This window comes from Corallococcus sp. AB032C, from assembly GCF_003668935.1.
Lineage (GTDB): Bacteria > Myxococcota > Myxococcia > Myxococcales > Myxococcaceae > Corallococcus > Corallococcus exiguus.
Map to the genome: position 1 here is coordinate 34,425 of NZ_RAWP01000001.1, position 15,184 is coordinate 49,608.

Annotated in this window: 17 protein-coding genes; 3 read left to right on the top strand and 14 right to left on the bottom strand. The window is 68.5% G+C overall.

Annotation, left to right across the window (positions count from 1 at the left end; all coding sequences use genetic code 11):
• Positions 1-11 precede the first annotated feature (11 nt).
• The 9 genes from D7X99_RS00140 to D7X99_RS00180 form a co-directional block, all read right to left on the bottom strand.
• On the bottom strand, positions 12-1,763 hold the full coding sequence (locus D7X99_RS00140) for an AMP-binding protein (RefSeq protein WP_121775916.1): 1,752 nt from the start codon (positions 1,761-1,763) through the stop codon (positions 12-14).
• A gap of 36 nt (positions 1,764-1,799) precedes the next feature.
• Positions 1,800-2,717 carry an alpha/beta fold hydrolase gene (locus tag D7X99_RS00145; protein WP_121775917.1) on the bottom strand — a complete coding sequence of 306 codons (918 nt, stop codon included), beginning with the start codon at positions 2,715-2,717 and terminating at the stop codon, positions 1,800-1,802.
• On the bottom strand, positions 2,714-3,160 hold the full coding sequence (locus tag D7X99_RS00150) for a thioesterase family protein (protein ID WP_120576071.1): 447 nt from the start codon (positions 3,158-3,160) through the stop codon (positions 2,714-2,716). Before D7X99_RS00150 ends, D7X99_RS00145 begins: the two co-directional genes overlap by 4 nt.
• Before the next feature lie 41 nt (positions 3,161-3,201).
• Entirely contained in the window at positions 3,202-3,567 is a 366-nt protein-coding gene (locus tag D7X99_RS00155; RefSeq protein WP_121775918.1) for a holo-ACP synthase, read from the bottom strand.
• Positions 3,567-4,526, bottom strand: coding sequence for a ferritin-like domain-containing protein (locus tag D7X99_RS00160; RefSeq protein ID WP_121775919.1), 960 nt, complete (start codon positions 4,524-4,526; stop codon positions 3,567-3,569). Before D7X99_RS00160 ends, D7X99_RS00155 begins: the two co-directional genes overlap by 1 nt.
• Positions 4,523-4,819, bottom strand: a complete 297-nt coding sequence (locus D7X99_RS00165) for a hypothetical protein (protein ID WP_121775920.1) — start codon at positions 4,817-4,819, stop codon at positions 4,523-4,525. Before D7X99_RS00165 ends, D7X99_RS00160 begins: the two co-directional genes overlap by 4 nt.
• A gap of 146 nt (positions 4,820-4,965) precedes the next feature.
• Complete coding sequence (locus tag D7X99_RS00170) at positions 4,966-6,144, bottom strand: CaiB/BaiF CoA-transferase family protein (protein ID WP_121775921.1); 1,179 nt, start codon at positions 6,142-6,144, stop codon at positions 4,966-4,968.
• A gap of 90 nt (positions 6,145-6,234) precedes the next feature.
• The gene (locus D7X99_RS00175; RefSeq protein ID WP_120576076.1) at positions 6,235-6,564 is read right to left on the bottom strand and encodes an SCP2 sterol-binding domain-containing protein; all 330 of its coding nucleotides are present in this window, start codon (positions 6,562-6,564) and stop codon (positions 6,235-6,237) included.
• Positions 6,565-6,663: 99 nt separating this feature from the next.
• Positions 6,664-7,035, bottom strand: a complete 372-nt coding sequence (locus D7X99_RS00180) for a response regulator (protein ID WP_169827494.1) — start codon at positions 7,033-7,035, stop codon at positions 6,664-6,666.
• Positions 7,036-7,246: 211 nt separating this feature from the next.
• Here D7X99_RS00180 and D7X99_RS00185 point away from each other — a divergent pair, with 211 nt between their 5' ends.
• Both D7X99_RS00185 and D7X99_RS00190 read left to right on the top strand, forming a co-directional pair.
• The gene (locus D7X99_RS00185; protein ID WP_121775922.1) at positions 7,247-8,296 is read left to right on the top strand and encodes a sensor histidine kinase KdpD; all 1,050 of its coding nucleotides are present in this window, start codon (positions 7,247-7,249) and stop codon (positions 8,294-8,296) included.
• A gap of 78 nt (positions 8,297-8,374) precedes the next feature.
• Positions 8,375-8,611 carry a twin-arginine translocase TatA/TatE family subunit gene (locus D7X99_RS00190; RefSeq protein WP_121775923.1) on the top strand — a complete coding sequence of 79 codons (237 nt, stop codon included), beginning with the start codon at positions 8,375-8,377 and terminating at the stop codon, positions 8,609-8,611.
• Between the two features lie 127 nt (positions 8,612-8,738).
• Here the strand turns inward: D7X99_RS00190 and D7X99_RS00195 are convergent, their stop codons facing one another.
• From D7X99_RS00195 to folE, 5 genes are all read right to left on the bottom strand, one after another.
• A complete protein-coding gene (locus D7X99_RS00195) occupies positions 8,739-10,607 on the bottom strand; it encodes a long-chain fatty acid--CoA ligase (RefSeq protein WP_121775924.1) in 1,869 nt (622 codons plus the stop codon).
• A complete protein-coding gene (locus D7X99_RS00200) occupies positions 10,604-11,344 on the bottom strand; it encodes a tetratricopeptide repeat protein (RefSeq protein WP_121775925.1) in 741 nt (246 codons plus the stop codon). Before D7X99_RS00200 ends, D7X99_RS00195 begins: the two co-directional genes overlap by 4 nt.
• Before the next feature lie 148 nt (positions 11,345-11,492).
• Positions 11,493-12,233: an RNA polymerase sigma factor RpoD/SigA gene (locus D7X99_RS00205; protein ID WP_120565939.1), complete on the bottom strand. Its 741-nt coding sequence runs from the start codon at positions 12,231-12,233 to the stop codon at positions 11,493-11,495.
• 230 nt (positions 12,234-12,463) lie between these two features.
• Complete coding sequence (locus D7X99_RS00210) at positions 12,464-13,891, bottom strand: FAD-binding oxidoreductase (RefSeq protein ID WP_121775926.1); 1,428 nt, start codon at positions 13,889-13,891, stop codon at positions 12,464-12,466.
• The gene (gene folE, locus D7X99_RS00215) at positions 13,888-14,457 is read right to left on the bottom strand and encodes a GTP cyclohydrolase I (RefSeq protein ID WP_126935947.1); all 570 of its coding nucleotides are present in this window, start codon (positions 14,455-14,457) and stop codon (positions 13,888-13,890) included. The genes D7X99_RS00210 and folE overlap by 4 nt, the downstream gene beginning before the upstream one ends.
• Before the next feature lie 257 nt (positions 14,458-14,714).
• Between folE and D7X99_RS00220 the strand changes: the two genes are divergently transcribed.
• On the top strand, positions 14,715-15,134 hold the full coding sequence (locus D7X99_RS00220; RefSeq protein WP_120578126.1) for a hypothetical protein: 420 nt from the start codon (positions 14,715-14,717) through the stop codon (positions 15,132-15,134).
• Positions 15,135-15,184 lie beyond the last annotated feature (50 nt).

Here is a 15,184-nt window from a genome sequence, read left to right on the forward strand (position 1 = left end):
TCGGGAGCCGCTCAGGGCCCGTCCTGACGCTGGCCTCCTGGCTTGAGCCGCAGGAGCCCCGCGGAGAGCGCCGCCTTCCCGGAGGCCATCCACCGGCGGCCCCGCTGCCGCGCGACCATCACCGAGCCCAGCACGAGCCGCTGCGCGCGCATCTGGAGCAGGTCCGCGCGCAGCTCCATGGGCGTCACGGTGCGGATGCGGCCCTGCTCGTAGGCCTCCGTGATGGCGCGGCGCTGGAGCTTGCCGCTGCTCGTCTTCTGGAGCTGGCCGTAGCGGATGAAGAGGACGTCCTCTTTCGCGAGCGTCACGCCCACCGTCTCCAGCACCGACTGGCAGACCTGCTTGCGGCTGTCCTCCAGGCGCTCCAACGCGGACGGGTGGTTCACCTCCGCCAGCACCACCAGGCGCCCCTTCACCTGGATGACGGCGGTGCGGCCCGGGCGGATGAAGCCCAGCCGCTCCACGGCCTGCTCGAAGTCCGCGGAGAAGAAGCTCTGGCCGTTCACCTTGATGCGGTCGTTGATCCGCCCGGTGATGAAGAGCTCGCCCTCCTTCTGGAAGCCCAGGTCACCCGTGGCGTAGAAGCCGTCGTCGCCGCGCAGGGGCCGGTCGTCCAGGAAGTACGACGGCGCCAGGCTGCCGCCTCGCAGCTCGATTTCGCCCAGCTCGCCCTCGCCGCACAACCGGCCGTCCTCCGCGCGCAGCCGCACCTCGAACTCCGTCAGCGGGCGGCCCACGGAGATGGCCGGCTGGCCGTTGGGCGCGGTGATGACGCGCACCGTCTGGCGCGGCGGCACGCTCGCGACCATCAGCACCGTCTCCGCCATGCCGTAGCAGGGCATGAACACGTCGCGCCGCAGGCCGCACGGGGCGAGGATGTCCAGGAACTGCTCCAGGTTGGGGATGTTGATGGGCTCGCTGCCCAGGTAGATGCTCTGCACGCGTGACAGATCCAACCGCTTCAAGTCATCCGCGTCCGCCGACTTGAGCGACTTCAGCGCGTAGTCGATGGCGAAGTTGGGGATGACGGAGCCCATCACCTTCTCGGAGGAGATGAGCTCCAGCCAGCCCATGGGGTCCATCAGGAACGACGCGGGCTGGGCCAACAGCAGATCATTGCCCACCGTGATGCAGGTGAGCAGCCCGCCGATGAGTCCCATGTCGTGGTAGAGCGGCAGCCAGCTCGTCACCCGGTCCTCGGACGTGCGGCTGTCGTGCCGGATGATCATCCGCAGGTTCGCGGCCAGGTTCTCCTGGGTGATGGGCACGCCCTTGGGGAACGACGTGGACCCCGACGAGAACTGCACGAACGCCACCTCCCCGGGCGCCACCTCGCGCAGCTTCACACCGGGACGCTTCGCGCCCGTGGGCGGCGGCGGCAGGCGCTCCAGGGGCAGCTCCAGTCCAGCAATGCTGGGCACGTCCAGCAAGAGCAGCGCGCCATAGCGCTCGCGGATGCGCGCGAGGAAGTCCCGGTAGGGCCCCTTCGGCGTGCTCAGGATGTATGGCTTCACGGACAGGGGCACCGCGCCCAGCTCCATCAGCCCCAGGAAGGCGAAGATGACGGACGAGGAGGTTTCGAAGGGCAGCACCACGCGCGTGCCCGGCGCCACGCCGTGCGCACGGAAGTGCTCCGCCGCCCCGGCCACCCGGGAGGCGAACTCCCGGTAGGGCACGAACTCCGGCGGCCCGATGAAGTCGTCGTAGAGAAACAGGCCGCGTCGCGGATCCGCCGACTCCAGCCGCTGGATGATGTCGAGCATGTGAAAAGCCTCCCCTCCTCCGGGTCCTTCAATCCTTCAGTGCGAGGGCGCCACCTGGCGCATCCACGCGAGCACGCGAGGCAGCACCTCCGCGCGGGCGCGCTCTCCGCGCACCACGTCGAAATGGCCCGCGTCCCAGCTCAGCCCCTGCGCGCGCCCCAGGACGAACAGATCCTTGCGGGCACTGCCCAGGTGGGCCACCAACTTCTGCGCGCGCTGCGGTGACGCATGGAACACGTCCGCCGCGCCCACGCCCGCGAACACTGGCAGCGTCACGTTGCCCAGCGCGCTCCAGTAGTCCGTCGCGCCATCCGTGCTCCGGAACGCGCCCGTGGGCGCCCAGTCCGTGAACTGCCGCATCACGCCCGCCGGTTCGTCCCAGGGCCCCTGCTTCAGCGCCTTCGCAGGGAAGCGTCCCAACATCCCCGCCACCGTGGATGAGAAGCCCAGCTGGAAGCGCTTCTTGAACCCGCCGTCGCTGTAGTCGTTCACCGCCGAGGACAGCGTGCACACGCCGGACAGCGACGCCTGGAGCGAGGGGTCCACCCCCAGCGCCGCCAGCGCCGCGTAGCCCGCCATGCTGTGGGCCAGGAGGAACAACGGCCCGGTGTGACGCGCGCGCACGGCCCGCACCAGGTCCGGGATGTCGTGGCGCACGTACGTGTCGAAGCTCCAGTCGTACGCGCGCTTCGCGGGCCAGCGGCTCTTGCCATGCCCGCGCAGGGACGCGACGTACGACACGCAGCCCGCGTCCACGAACGCGCGCGCGAACCCATCCCCCTGCCCGCCCAGGAAGAAGCGGCCGTCGGAGAACAGCCCCGGCACGAAGAGGATGCCGGGCGCGGAGTCCGGCGTCCCGGACAGGCGCGCCTCCACGACGTGCAGCGCGTGCTCCTGGGACGTGGGCACCCAGAACTCCAGCGACGCGAGCTCCGGCTTCACGTTCGTGCTCATGGGCGCGGATCCTCGACAGGGGCCACCGGGGCGCGCGCGGCGTCCAGGAACTGCTGCAGCGACGCGAGCGACCGGGCCCGCGCGTCCAGGAAGGCCACGCTCACCAGCGCCTCCACCGCCACCGGCCCGCCCACCGTCAGGAACACGCGCTGACGGAACCGCGCGCGGTAGTTGAGGCCGTCCGGCTCCAGCTCGTCCGCCGCGGGCGACTCCAGCTCCGTGTGCACCACCACGTCACCCGGGGGAATCTCCCGGCGGTAGTCCACCTCCACGCGCGACACCACCGCCACCACCGGCCCCCCGCGCGTCAGCCCCTGCCGCTCCAGCCAGGCCCACCGGCCCGCCTCCAGGTACTCCAGCGTGGTGGCGTTGTTCACGTGCCCCAGGATGTCCAGGTCATTGGGACGCACGCGCAGCGTGAGTGACGACTCTTCGAAGTGCACGGGGGGGATGTCCTTCGGCTGCCAGGGGGATGACAGCGACTTCAGGGGGACGGAGCGCGCGTCACGATGACCACCGTCGAGACGAACCCTCCGCTATGCGACAGCGAAACAGAGACCTGCAGGCCCTCGCGCGCCAGGTACTCCGCGAGCGTGCCGTGAAACTGGAAGCGCGGCGCGTGCCGGGCGTCGTGGACGAGCTCGGCGTCCGTCCAGAACCAACCGGCGACCGCGGGCAGCGCCTTGAAGAGGGCCTCCTTCGCGCTGAAGCCCGCCGCCAGGCTCTGCACCGGATCCGCCGCGCGCTCGAAGTGGGCGAGCTCCGCGGCGGTGAAGAAGACGTCCGGCTCCCGCAGGGCCCGTGCGGCCTCCAGCTCCGAAATGGCCTGGAGGTCGTGGCCCAGGCCCATCAACACCCGACGAGGTCCATCCAGGTGTCCTCCAGCTCCTCTCGCGACGCCACCGTGATGCCGGTGATGCGCTTGAGCGCGTGGAAGATGAGCTGCTCCTTCTTGCGCAGCGCGTCCGGCGCGTAGAAGCCCTCGCGGTGCTCCAGCTGATCCCACCAGTTGACGTGGGTGTCGCGGGATTCCACGCGCTCGCGCTTGCTGCCGTGCACCTCGCCGCCGTCGCGCAGGAACAGGTACGCCACCGCGAACGCCTCCTTGGCCTTGTACGCGCCGCTGTCCACCAGCGCCTTGGCGAAGGCGATGAAGTAGTTCATGTGCTGCACTTCGTCCGCGGCCACCTGCTTGAACAGGGCGCGCAGCCCCGGGTCCTGGACCATCTGCGAGCACTGGCCGTAGTCCACCGCCGCCACCACCTCGGAGATGGACAGCAGCGTGAGCGTGCGCAGCATGTCGTCGTCGGGGAAGACCTTGCGGAACTCGATGAAGGTGGCGTCGGTGATGGGCTCCAGCCCCAGCACCGAGGACAGGCGGTTGAACGCCGTCTCGTGGTGCGCCTCCTCCTCGTTCCAGTAGCGGCTCCACGTGCCGCACGCCTGCATGATGGAGGCGACGGTGGGGTTCTTCTCCTGCCACCGGCGGCACTCCTGATCCGCCAGCCGCTCCAGCCGGTCCGCGCCCGGCTTCGTCGTCAGCTCCGCCCGCCCCGCGTTCCACACCAGGTGCCGGTCGGCTTCACCCACGTGCGCGAAGTCCACGTGGGAGAGCAGCTCCACCACGCTCCAGCGCCGCGACTCGTGCAGCCGCTGCTGCTCCCAGGTGATGTCCACCAGGGACTGCCCCCGCTGGGTGAGGGCTTCGTACAGCTCCGCCTGGATGGCCGGGCGGCTTTCGGGCGAGAGGACCTTGGGGGGGGCGACGGTCGCTTCTTCGTGCTCGAGGCTGCGCGCGAGGACGCTCATGCCGACTTCCGCTCCGGGTTCGTGACTTCACCCATGAACACCGCCAGGACCTTGGACACGGGTGTATCGAGGGACAGTGCAGGCAGGCGAACTCTCAGTCCATAATCCTTGCGCAACCCGTTGGAGGTGCGGGCAAAGGCTTCCATCAAGTCCACGCTGTTGGTCATGCGCTCTGAGCGTGTAATCAGCGCCGCCAGTGTGAGGTCTTCGGAAAACAACTCTTCTTCCGTGAAACCCACGTTTTCCGCGAACTTCCGTCGGATATATGACTCGAGCTCCTGTGCGTCGGGCACGGGGGACCTTCCTTCCCAGGGCTTGAAAGTCGATTTCCCAGTCTAAAACAGGAAAGACTAACTGTGGCTCCAGACCTGTCAATCATCAACGGGTCACTTTGGATCCGCGTACGAACCCGTCCTCACGGGTTCGTTTCACGCGTCATTCATGCAATCAGGCGCGAGATTTCTTCGGCAGTGAAACCTGCGTCTTCCAGGATGACGCGCGAGTGCTGTCCGAGCGTGGGCGGTGGACGCAGTGCGACGTGGCCCATGCGCAGCGGCGTGAGCAGGTGCGTAACGCGAATGCCGCGCTGCGCATCATCCGTCTCCACGAAGAGGCCGCGCGCGCGCAGCTGCGGATCCGCGAGCACCTCGTCGCCTTCCGCCACCGGCTCCACGCAGAACTCCGCGCCGGAGAGCTGCTCACGCCAGTGCGCCAGGGGCTGGCTCGCGAAGACGCGGGTGAGCTCCGCCTTCACGCGCGCGCCGGCTTCGCCGCCGGAGTACGCGTCGTCCAGCAGCTCCGGGCGGCCCAGCTTCGCGCAGAGCGAGCCGAAGAACTTGGGCTCCAGCGCGCCCACCGCGAGCCAGCGGTCGTCCGCGGTGCGGTACAGGCCATAGCTGGGAAAGCCGCCGTTGAGCGCCTCGCTTCCACGCTGGAGCGGTGAGCCCTCCGTCCCCATGAACAGGCGCGAGGCCAGGTGAAGGTGGAGGAACGCCAGCGCGCCGTCCGTCATGGACACGTCCACGAGGCGGCCCACGCCGGTGCGCTCGCGCTCGTGCAGCGCGGCCAGGATGCCCACCAGCGCGAAGAGGCTTCCCCCGCCGATGTCCGCCATCTGCACGCCCGGGAACGCGGGTGCGCCACCGGCTTCTCCGCCGTAGCCCAGCAGGCCCGCGCGGGCCACGTAGTTGAGGTCATGCCCCGCCTTGAGCCGGTCCGGCCCCGTCTGGCCGTAGCCGGAGATGGCGCAGTAGATGAGCCGCGGGTTCTTCTGACGCAGCACCGCCTCGCCCACGCCCAGCTTGTCCATGACGCCAGGGCGGAAGCTCTCCACCAGCACGTCGTAGTGGGACACCAGGCGCAGGAGCGCGTCACGGCCCTCGGGCGTCTTGAGGTTGAGCGTGAGCGAGCGCTTGTTGCGGTGCAGCCCGTAGTAGAGCGCGCCCTCCCCTTCGCGGTGCGGCGGCATGTGGCGGGTGGCGTCCCCCACGTCCGGGTCCTCCACCGTGTCCACGGTGGCACCCAGGTCCGCGAGCACCAGCGTCGCGTACGGGCCGGGCAAGAGGCGCGACAGGTCCAACACCCGCAGGCCTGCGAGGGGGGAAGACGGCTCAGACATGAAAGGGGGCTCCAGGGGGAGATGGAGACATGCAGACGGCGCGTCCCCATCAGGGTGACGCGCCGTCGGTACGACACGAGACTCAGAGGCTCAGGACAGCAGCTTCGCCAGCTTCATGGCGAGGCCCATGTCCATCGGCTTGAACTTGAGCTTGCCCTGCATGGCGGCCATCTGCGGGTTCAGCTTGCCCTCGCGGATCTTCACGAAGTCGTCGTTGCTGACCGTGACGGTCATCTTCGACGCGCCGTTGAGACCCTCGGACACCCAGCCCTCCGTCTTGGTGGTGTCCAGCGTCCACTTGCCGCCACCGTCGCCGGAGACGTCGAAGTGGATGATGGCGTTGATGTCCTTCGCCAGCTCCGGCTTCGCCTGAAGCTTCTCGGGAATCTGCCCCTCGATGATGTCCTTCGCGGTCGCCATGACTCGCTCCTTGGGTTCAGCGTTGATTGGTGAATCAGCCCTGCGCGGACCGTAGTGGTGCCCCACCGCCCCGGTCAAGCACGGCCACGGGAGGCGTGCTCAGACGCGAGAGGTGTCCGCCGAGGGGCTGAGGGACTGTCGCACCATCGACAGCAGGTCGTTGAGTTCGAAGGGCTTGGCCAGGTGGCCCATCGCGCCAATGTCCTTCGCCTTGCTGCCGACGTTGCGGTCCGCGCTGAGGACGATGATGGGGATGCCCGCGAAGGCAGGCTTCTGGCGCATGCGCTGGGCGAACTCCCAGCCGTCCATCACCGGCATCATCAGGTCCAGGAGGATGAGGTGCGGAGGGTCCGGCTCCAGGCGCTCCAGGGCCTCCTTGCCGTTGCGGGCACGGCGGATCTCGAAGCCTTCGGCCTCCAGGATCTCGGAGAGGGCCTCCAGGATGTCGGGATCATCGTCCACGACGAGCACTACGGGTGCTTCAGCATGCTGTGCGTTGAGCGAGGTCAGAGGTGTCTCCTCGATACCGCTTCCGGAGGTCGATCTTCCACCATCACTGGCCCCCCGGGTGCAAGAAATCAAGGGTCCCGCGGACGGAGTGGGAGCCCGTTGCAAAACCGACAGTCACTGCCCACCCTTCCGGTGATTCGAAGCTCGGCCAGGGGAGGTCCGCGTGAGGTGGATGGGGGAGACGGCTGGAGGCAACGAAACCGCACCGGGGCTCGCGCTGTTGCCCCGTCAAGGGACACCCCGCCTGCTCGGTCCCCTGCTCCTGGACTACCTGGGGTTGGAGGCCCTGCCTCCCCTGCCGGCCGTGACAGGCATCGACGGGCTGATGGCCGCCGTGGGCTTCCGCCGCAAGGACGGCGAGCGCAACCTGTGGGAGCGCCAGGACCGCACGCTGCTGGTGGGCGAGGAGCCGCTGGAGGATGGCGGGCGGCTGGTCTGGGCGCTGCCGGTGCCCTGGAGCGCGGAGCCGGGTTCACCCCAGGTGCCTCAGGCTTCACCGTCAGGCGAGCGCGTGGAGGACCGCGTGCGATTCCTTTCGCTCGCGTCGCACGACCTGCGCGGGTCGCTGGCCAACATCCGCTCGTACGCGGCGCTGCTGCTCAACGGGCGCATCCCGCTGGAGCCCAAGGCGCAGCGGGGGCTGGAGACCATCCTGCGCAACGCGGACCGGGCGCTCTCCTTCGCCCAGGACTTCTTCGACTCCAGCCGCGCGGACCTGGGCGCGCTGGCGTGTGAGCGCGAGCGCCAGGCGCTCCTGCCCATCCTGGATGCCGCGGTGGAGCGCACGCGGGCCGCGGCGTCCGCCGCCAACGTGGAGCTGGTGCTGGACACGCTGCCGGACCTGCCCGACGTGACGGTGGACGCGGGCCGCATCCAGCACGCGGTGGAGGCCTTCGTGCACCACCTGCTGGCACGCGCGCAGCCGGGAGAGGCGCTCCACGTGCGCGCCGAGCGCATGGGTCACCAGGTGCGGGTGGAGGTGCGCCGCGACGGCGCGGCCGTTCCGGAAGAGGACATCACCGCTGTCTTCCAGTGCGAGGAGCGCGCCTTCCGCGAGCGCAAGCTGGAGGATCCGCTGCGCGTCTTCCTGGCCCGGCAGGAGGTGGAGGCCCACGGCGGCCAGGTGGGCGCCCAGGCGGACGAGGGCGGCACCACGCTCTTCCTCACGTTGCCCTTATCGCTTCCAGCGGAACTCGGGCATCCAGCGGGCTGGCAGGCGTGAGCCCTGGCCGGCGGAGTTGCTAGCGCGACCCACCTCCCACCGGTATGCTCCCTCGCGCATTTCGTGAGGAGCGAAGCCATGGGATTGAAGCTTCCTGAGATTCTTCTGATTTTCGCGGCGCTGCTGCTGCTGTTCGGCGGCTCGCGGTTGCCGCAGCTCGGCTCGTCCCTGGGCAGCGCGCTCCGCAACTTCAAGCGCGGCTTCTCCAGCGACGAGGAGAAGGACGACGCTGGCGACAAGAAGCCCGGCACGCTGTCCGCGTCCACCACCGTGGACAAGGACGTCGCCGCCAAGTCGCCCAGCCACCACGCCTGATTGCCGTCCGGGTGGGCCCGGGAAGGCCCCGCCCCTGACGTCAAAAGACATCGCTGAACGTTCACCCGTGACGCCCGTACCGTGACCGCTCGAAAGCGGCCTCGGACGGGCGTCGGGCTTTGGTGCGTCAGTCCATGACCTTCGCGCCTTCGTACATGGCGTCGATGGTCTTGATGTACTTCTGGCTGGCGACCTTGCGCTTCACCTTGAGGGTGGGCGTGAGCTCACCGGACTCCTGCGTGAAGTCCGCGTCCATGACGGCGATCTTCTTGATGCTGGAGTACGGAGGAATCTCCGCGTTCACCTTCTTGATGATCTCCTCGACGGCCGCCTTGATCTCCGGCCGCTGGGAGTTCTGCGCGTAGGTGCCCACCGCGATGCCCTTGTCCTCCAGCAGCTTGCGCGCCGGGTCCTCGGACACGGTGATCAACGCCACCAGGAACGGCCGCTTGTCGCCGTACACCATGGCCTGGCTGATGAGCGGGAAGGTCTTGAGCGTGTTCTCGATGTTCTGAGGCGCCACGTTCTTGCCGCCCGCGGTGACGATGATGTCCTTCTTGCGGTCGGTGATGCGCAGGTAGCTGTCGGAGTCCACCTCGCCGATGTCACCGGTGTGGAACCAGCCGTCCGGATCCAGCACCTCCGCGGTGGCGGCGGGGTTCTTGTAGTAGCCCTTCATCACGCAGGGGCCACGCACCAGAATCTCACCGTCCGCGGCGATCTTGATCTCCGTGCCCGGCACCGGCGGGCCCACGGTGCCGATCTTGATCTTCTCCACCCGGTTGGCGTTGCACGGAGCGCTCGTCTCCGTGAGGCCGTAGCCCTCCAGCACCTTGAGGTCGAGCAGGTCGAAGAAGTAGGCGATCTTCCGGGACAGCGGCGCGCCGCCGGAGATGAAGATGCGCATGTTGCCGCCCAGCTTCTCGTCGAGTGTCTTGCGCACCTTGGAGAACACGAGCCTCTTCGCCAGGCTGAACATCAGCGTGTCGTACTCGCGCCCCTGGCCCTTGGCCTCGGAGTACTCGTCGAACAGGCCGAAGGCCCACTTGAAGAGCTTGCCCTTCACGCCGGGCGCCGCCGAGCCGTTGGCCACGACGTTGTTGTAGACCTTCTCGAACACGCGCGGCACGGACGGCAGCACCGTGGGGCGCGTCTCCGCCAGGTTCGCGAGCAGCTTGTCCACCGACTCCGCGATGATCAGCCGGAAGCCCATGGACAGCCACGCGGCCTTCACCACCTGGGCGAACACGTGCGCCAGGGGCAGGAAGAGCATGACGGAGTCGTCCGGCTTCATCATGCCCATGGCCTGGGTGGCCTTCGCTTCGTAGGCCCAGTTGCCGTGGGTGAGGATGACGCCCTTCGGGTCGCCCGTGGTGCCGGAGGTGTAGACGAGCATGTTGGTCTCGTCCAACTTCACCTGCGACACGCGCTCGGTGAACGCGGACTCGGCGGCCTGGGGGATGCCCTTGCCGGAGGCCACCATGTCCGCGAGCGACAGCTCCTTGTCGCCGGAGATCGGTCCCTCGAAGACGATGATCTTCTGCAGCGAGGGGATGTCCGCCAGCTTGGAGCGCACGCGGGACAGGCGGCCCGCCTGCTTGGCGTCCTTCTCGTCGTTGTCGACGAGCAGGACCTTCGTCTCCGAGTGGTTCAGGACGTAGCGGCACTCATCCGGCGTGTTGGAGCCATAGATGGGCACCGTGATGGCCTGGGCCGCGCTGATGGCCAGGTCCGCGATGATCCACTGCAAGCTGGTGTTGGCGAAGATGGCCACCCGGTCCCCGGGCTGAACGCCCTGGGCGATGAGGCCCGCCGCCTGCGCCTTCACGTCCTCCAGCACCTGCGCGAACGTGACGTCCTGCCAGCGTCCGTCCTTCTTGTGCGTCACGCCTACCTTGGAGGCGTTCTGTGCCCGCTGAACGAGCAACTGGACGAGGTTCTGCTCCTGCGTCCCGCCCGCTGCGGGAGCCGTCGTGACCTGACTCTCTGCCCTCACTTGAGCTCCTCCTGGATGTCGGCATCCACCTTCTTGGCCCACTGCTGCACGCGCTGCCCCTCCGCGGGGTTGTACGCGGTGCTTCCCTGCTTGACCTTCTCGACGGCCGCGCTCGCCTCCTTCGCCTTGCCGTCCTTCAGCAACGTCTCGGCAAGGTAGTAGTGCGCGCGCAGCGACTGCGGAAACCTGGCGATGGCCTTCTGGTAGTACTCGGCGGACTTGCCCAGGTCCCGCTTCGGCCAGGGCAGCTCATAGAAATAACGCCCCTTCACCAGCCAGGGACCGCCGTACTCGTACGTGGCGTCGATCTTCAGCGCGGTGTCCAGGCGCTCGTTGAACTTGCCCTCCAGCCCGTCGCCCAGCGCCTTCATGATTCCCACGGCCTGCGAGTAGGAACCGATGCCGCAGGCGGCGAAGTAGTAGCCCTCCACGCGCGCGGGCTGGAGCTTGGAGGCCTTGTCCCCGGCCTCCCAGGTCTGCTTGCCCAGGACCATCTTGAGCTTCTTCTCCGTGGCCCCGTCCGCCTGCCACTGGAGGATGCGCGCCTTGCGCCACGCCAGCTCGAAGTCGTCCGGCGCGGCCTTCAGCGCCTCGGACACGTCCTTGTCCAGCGCCTTCACGGACTCCGCGTCACTGCGCTTCGCGTACAACGCGTCGAGTTGGTCGAGCAGCGCGGGATCCGCAGCGTTCGCCGGGATGGCCCAAAGCACCCAAAGGGCAAGCAATTTCAAGCGCATCGAAAAGCCTTAGCACGCACGCTCGCCTACCATCAACCGAACGTGCCAGACGCAGCGCGGCAAAAAAGAAGACGGGACCGGCAAGGTGCGAACACCCCGCCAGGTCCCGTCATCGATGCAACAGATGCCGCCCTTCGCGCTTTGCGCTTCAGGCCGCGTCGGCCGTGGCGGTGTGCTCTTCGTTCTCGTTGAAGGCGATGAGGTAGCGCTCCAGGAAGTTCTTCGTCTTCAGCTCCACCTGACGCACGCGCTCGCGCGACACGCCCCAGCGCTGGCCCAGCTCCTCCAGCGTCAGCGGCTTGTCCTGCGTGAGGCGCTCCTGGAGGATGTCCCAGCCCAGGTCGCCAATGCGCTTGCGCACCTTGGACAGGGCATCCTGGATTTCGGTGTCCTGCTCGCGGGAGAGGAACGTCTCCTGCGGGGAGGGACCGCCGTCCTCCAGCCGGTCGAGGAAGGTCGTCTCGCCCTCCTCGTCGATGGTGGCGTCCAGCGAGAAGTCCACCATGCTGCCGCGCTCCGCCTCACCGCCGCGCACCTGGCTGCGGTTGTCCTTCAGATAGCGGGTGATGTAGGCGCGGATCCACCACACGGCATAGGTGGCGAAGCGCACGTTCTTCTTCGGGTCGAAGTGCTCGATGGCCTTCATGAGGCCGACGTTGCCTTCCTGGATGAGGTCGTCCAGGCGGGCCCCGCGGTTGGCGAACTTCTTCGCCACGGCGACCACGAAAGCGAGGTTGGAGCTGGCGAGCGTCTGTCGGGCGCTCTCGTCACCCTTGCGGGCCTGGCGAGCCAGTTCGTACTCCTGTTCACGCGTGAGCTGCTGGTGGCCGCCCAGGTGACGCAGGTAATGCGAAAGGCCCTCTGCCGCGAACTTCGTCGAGTTGGCCATGATTTCCCGTCCTTCCGTTCGAAACTGCCGGACGCGATGAATCCCCCGACGAACCGCGTCCACCTGTCACTAGGACGCGCAACGGCGGAAAGGGTTTCTCATTCCTTCCAAGAAGAGCGTTTCGCCCTCTCACCCTTGTCAAATGCCCGTCACGCACTCGCACTTCCGGGCCCTTGGAAGCGCGTGACGTGTCGGGTGGGACAGCACCTACGTTTCCGGTCACGAAGTCTTCAACGCTTGAGCGCGGGGAAGATTTTCTCGGGATTGAGCAGACCTGATGGATCGAAAAAGACCTTCAGGCGGCGCTGCAGTTCCAACAGCGCGGGCGATTGCTCCAGCGCCAGATATTCCCGCTTCGCGTGCCCCACGCCGTGCTCACCAGTGATGGTGCCCCCCAGTTCCACGGTGAGCACCAGCATGCGGCGCAGCGCCTCGTCCACGAGGGGGCGCTGGCTGGGACCTTCGTACAGGATGTTGGCGTGCAGGTTGCCGTCACCCGCATGGCCATACGTGGCGACGGTGAGCCCCAGCTCCGCGCCCATCTTCTTCAGCCGCTCGATGATCTCGGGAATTTTCGAGCGGGGTACCACGATGTCCTCGGAAATCTTGGCTGGCTTGAGCGCGCGCAGTGCCGGGGAAATCATCCGCCGCGCCGCCCACAGCTTTTCGCGCTGACTTTCGTCCTGGGCCACCAGGGTCTGGGTGGCCCCGTGCTGGGTGCAGATGTCCCCCAACAGTTGGAGCTCCGCGAACACGCCTTCGGGAGTGTTGCCGTCGACCTCGGCGATGAGGGCGGCGCCCGCGTCCGGGGGGAACTGGAAGCTGCCCCGGTGCACGATGGCCTGGACGGCGACCTCGTCGATGAGCTCCAGGCAGCGCGGCAGGATGCCGGCGGCGAGCACCGCGGAGACGCCTCGCGCCGCGTCCAGCACGGAGGGGAAGACCACCAGCGCGGTCATCACCTGCCGGGGCAGTGGAATCAGCTGCACCGTGATTTCAGTGGCCACGCCGAGCGTGCCCTCGGAGCCCACGAAGAGCCCCACCAGGTCATAGCCGGCCACGCCCTTGATGGTGCGCCGGCCCACCCGCAGCACCTCGCCGTCCGGCATCACCCATTCCAGGCCGATGACGTAGTCGCGCGTGACGCCGTACTTCAGGGCGCGCGGGCCGCCGGCGTTCTCCGCCACGTTGCCGCCCAGCGTGCAGAACTCCCAGGAGTTCGGATCCGGCGGATAGAAGAGGCCCTGGGCTTCCACGGCCTTCATCAGGTCGCCCGTCACCACGCCGGGCTCCACCACCGCGGTGAGGTCCTCCTTGGAGATGGAACGGATGCGGTTCATGCGCTCCAGGCTGACCGCCATGCCGCCCTTCAGGGGCAGCGAGCCGCCGCTCTTGCCGCTGCGCGCGCCACAGGGGGTGAAGGGCACGCCGTGCGCCTGGCACGCCTTGAAGATGGCGGACACCTGCGCGGTGCTCTCCGGCAGCAGGACGGCGTCAGGCCGGTACACGCCGCTGTCGGATTCGTCGCGCGCGTAGGCGTCGAGCGTGGCCTCGTCGCGCTTCACCTGGCCCTGGGACAGCACGGTTGTCAGGGCCTCCAGCACCTTCGCCACGCGCTCGGGCGCCACCCGCTCGAAGGTCTGGGAGGCGGGGTTCATCGGCCCGCTCCCGTGCGAGCCCCCAGGCGGGCCCACAGCTCGCGGCGCAGGGGGCCGTCGCGGCGCAGGCGTCCTTCATAGGCCTCCGCGTGGGTGACGGCGTCGCGCTGGTGGTCGGCCCTCAGCCGCAGACACGCCTGCTCCGCCTCCAGGATGCAGGCGGTGGCTGGACTGTCGAGCACCCGGGCGAGCGAACGCGCCACCTGCCGGGCCAGGTCTTCCTGGAGGATGAGCCGGTGCGCGAAGACATCCACCAGCGCGCCGATGCGTCCGAAGCCCACCACGCGCGAACCCGGCACGTAGGCCACGTGCGCGCGGCCGGTGAAGGGCAGCAGGTGGTGCGGGCACATGGAGTGGAAGCGCAGGTCCGTCACGACCACCAGTTCGCCGGAGGAGTCCGCGGGCGCGGGGTAGGTCTTCCCGAGCGCCTCCTCGGGCGTGCGGCCGTAGCCGTCGAGGAAGCCGTTCGCCCACACGTCGGCCACGCGCGTGGGTGTGTCCAACAGGTTCACGTCCTGGAGGTCGAGCCCCGCGGCGGTGAGGAAGTCGCGGACCGCTCGGGCCATACCGGCGGGGTCGGGGCGCACGGCGCGAGGGGCCGGGGCCTTGGCGGCGGGGGCGCGGCGACGGGAACGGGAGGGAGGCACGGGCGGCGGAACTCCTGGCGCGAAGGGCGTGACGCTGGCGCGCCCAACCTAACCGATGCGGCCAGGAGGGACGTCTGGAATGAAAACAACGTTCCCTTGTCGTCGTGTTTCGGCGGTGTACCCAGGCTGCCTTGACACTCCCGGGGGCCGACAGTAAGCCAGCCGGGAACCCTCAGATGCTCTCGCGCGCCCACACCCTTGCCCGCCTCACCGCGATGTTGCTCGTCGCGCTCTGGGGTGCCCAGCCGCTGGGTCTGGCGCTGCACGTGGAGCAGCACGCGCACCGGTTCTGTCCGCAGCACCAGACGTTCGAAGAGGACGCTCGGCGCGCGAACCCCGCGCTGTCCCGCTTCTCCGAGCGCGCCCCCGTCGTCGCCTCCGTGCCGCCCGCCGTGGCGGACGCGACGGCCCTCAACCACGAGACGTGCCCGCTGCTCACGGCCGCCCCGCAGGTGGAGGCCCTCCAGGGCTCGGGCGTCGCTTCCGCTTCGGCGTGCGTGGAGAGCAATCACCCGGCCACCGCGCCACCCCGTTCCTTCGCGCCGCTCGCCGTCCTCGACACCGCGCCCAAGGCCTCGCCTCCGACGCACGCGTAGTTCCGCGTGTCGTGTCGTGAAGCAGGTCATCAGGTCGACGGTCGTCGCGG

What these genes read in the sequence shown, in the direction of transcription:
- D7X99_RS00140 (WP_121775916.1), bottom strand. Translation starts at nt 1,763, where the DNA reads ATGCTCGACATCATCCAGCGGCTGGAGTCGGCGGATCCGCGACGCGGC.
- D7X99_RS00145 (WP_121775917.1), bottom strand. Translation starts at nt 2,717, where the DNA reads ATGAGCACGAACGTGAAGCCGGAGCTCGCGTCGCTGGAGTTCTGGGTG.
- D7X99_RS00155 (WP_121775918.1), bottom strand. Translation starts at nt 3,567, where the DNA reads ATGGGCCTGGGCCACGACCTCCAGGCCATTTCGGAGCTGGAGGCCGCA.
- D7X99_RS00160 (WP_121775919.1), bottom strand. Translation starts at nt 4,526, where the DNA reads ATGAGCGTCCTCGCGCGCAGCCTCGAGCACGAAGAAGCGACCGTCGCC.
- D7X99_RS00170 (WP_121775921.1), bottom strand. Translation starts at nt 6,144, where the DNA reads ATGTCTGAGCCGTCTTCCCCCCTCGCAGGCCTGCGGGTGTTGGACCTG.
- D7X99_RS00175 (WP_120576076.1), bottom strand. Translation starts at nt 6,564, where the DNA reads ATGGCGACCGCGAAGGACATCATCGAGGGGCAGATTCCCGAGAAGCTT.
- D7X99_RS00185 (WP_121775922.1), top strand. Translation starts at nt 7,247, where the DNA reads ATGGGGGAGACGGCTGGAGGCAACGAAACCGCACCGGGGCTCGCGCTG.
- D7X99_RS00190 (WP_121775923.1), top strand. Translation starts at nt 8,375, where the DNA reads ATGGGATTGAAGCTTCCTGAGATTCTTCTGATTTTCGCGGCGCTGCTG.
- D7X99_RS00200 (WP_121775925.1), bottom strand. Translation starts at nt 11,344, where the DNA reads ATGCGCTTGAAATTGCTTGCCCTTTGGGTGCTTTGGGCCATCCCGGCG.
- D7X99_RS00205 (WP_120565939.1), bottom strand. Translation starts at nt 12,233, where the DNA reads ATGGCCAACTCGACGAAGTTCGCGGCAGAGGGCCTTTCGCATTACCTG.
- D7X99_RS00210 (WP_121775926.1), bottom strand. Translation starts at nt 13,891, where the DNA reads ATGAACCCCGCCTCCCAGACCTTCGAGCGGGTGGCGCCCGAGCGCGTG.
- folE (WP_126935947.1), bottom strand. Translation starts at nt 14,457, where the DNA reads ATGGCCCGAGCGGTCCGCGACTTCCTCACCGCCGCGGGGCTCGACCTC.
- D7X99_RS00220 (WP_120578126.1), top strand. Translation starts at nt 14,715, where the DNA reads ATGCTCTCGCGCGCCCACACCCTTGCCCGCCTCACCGCGATGTTGCTC.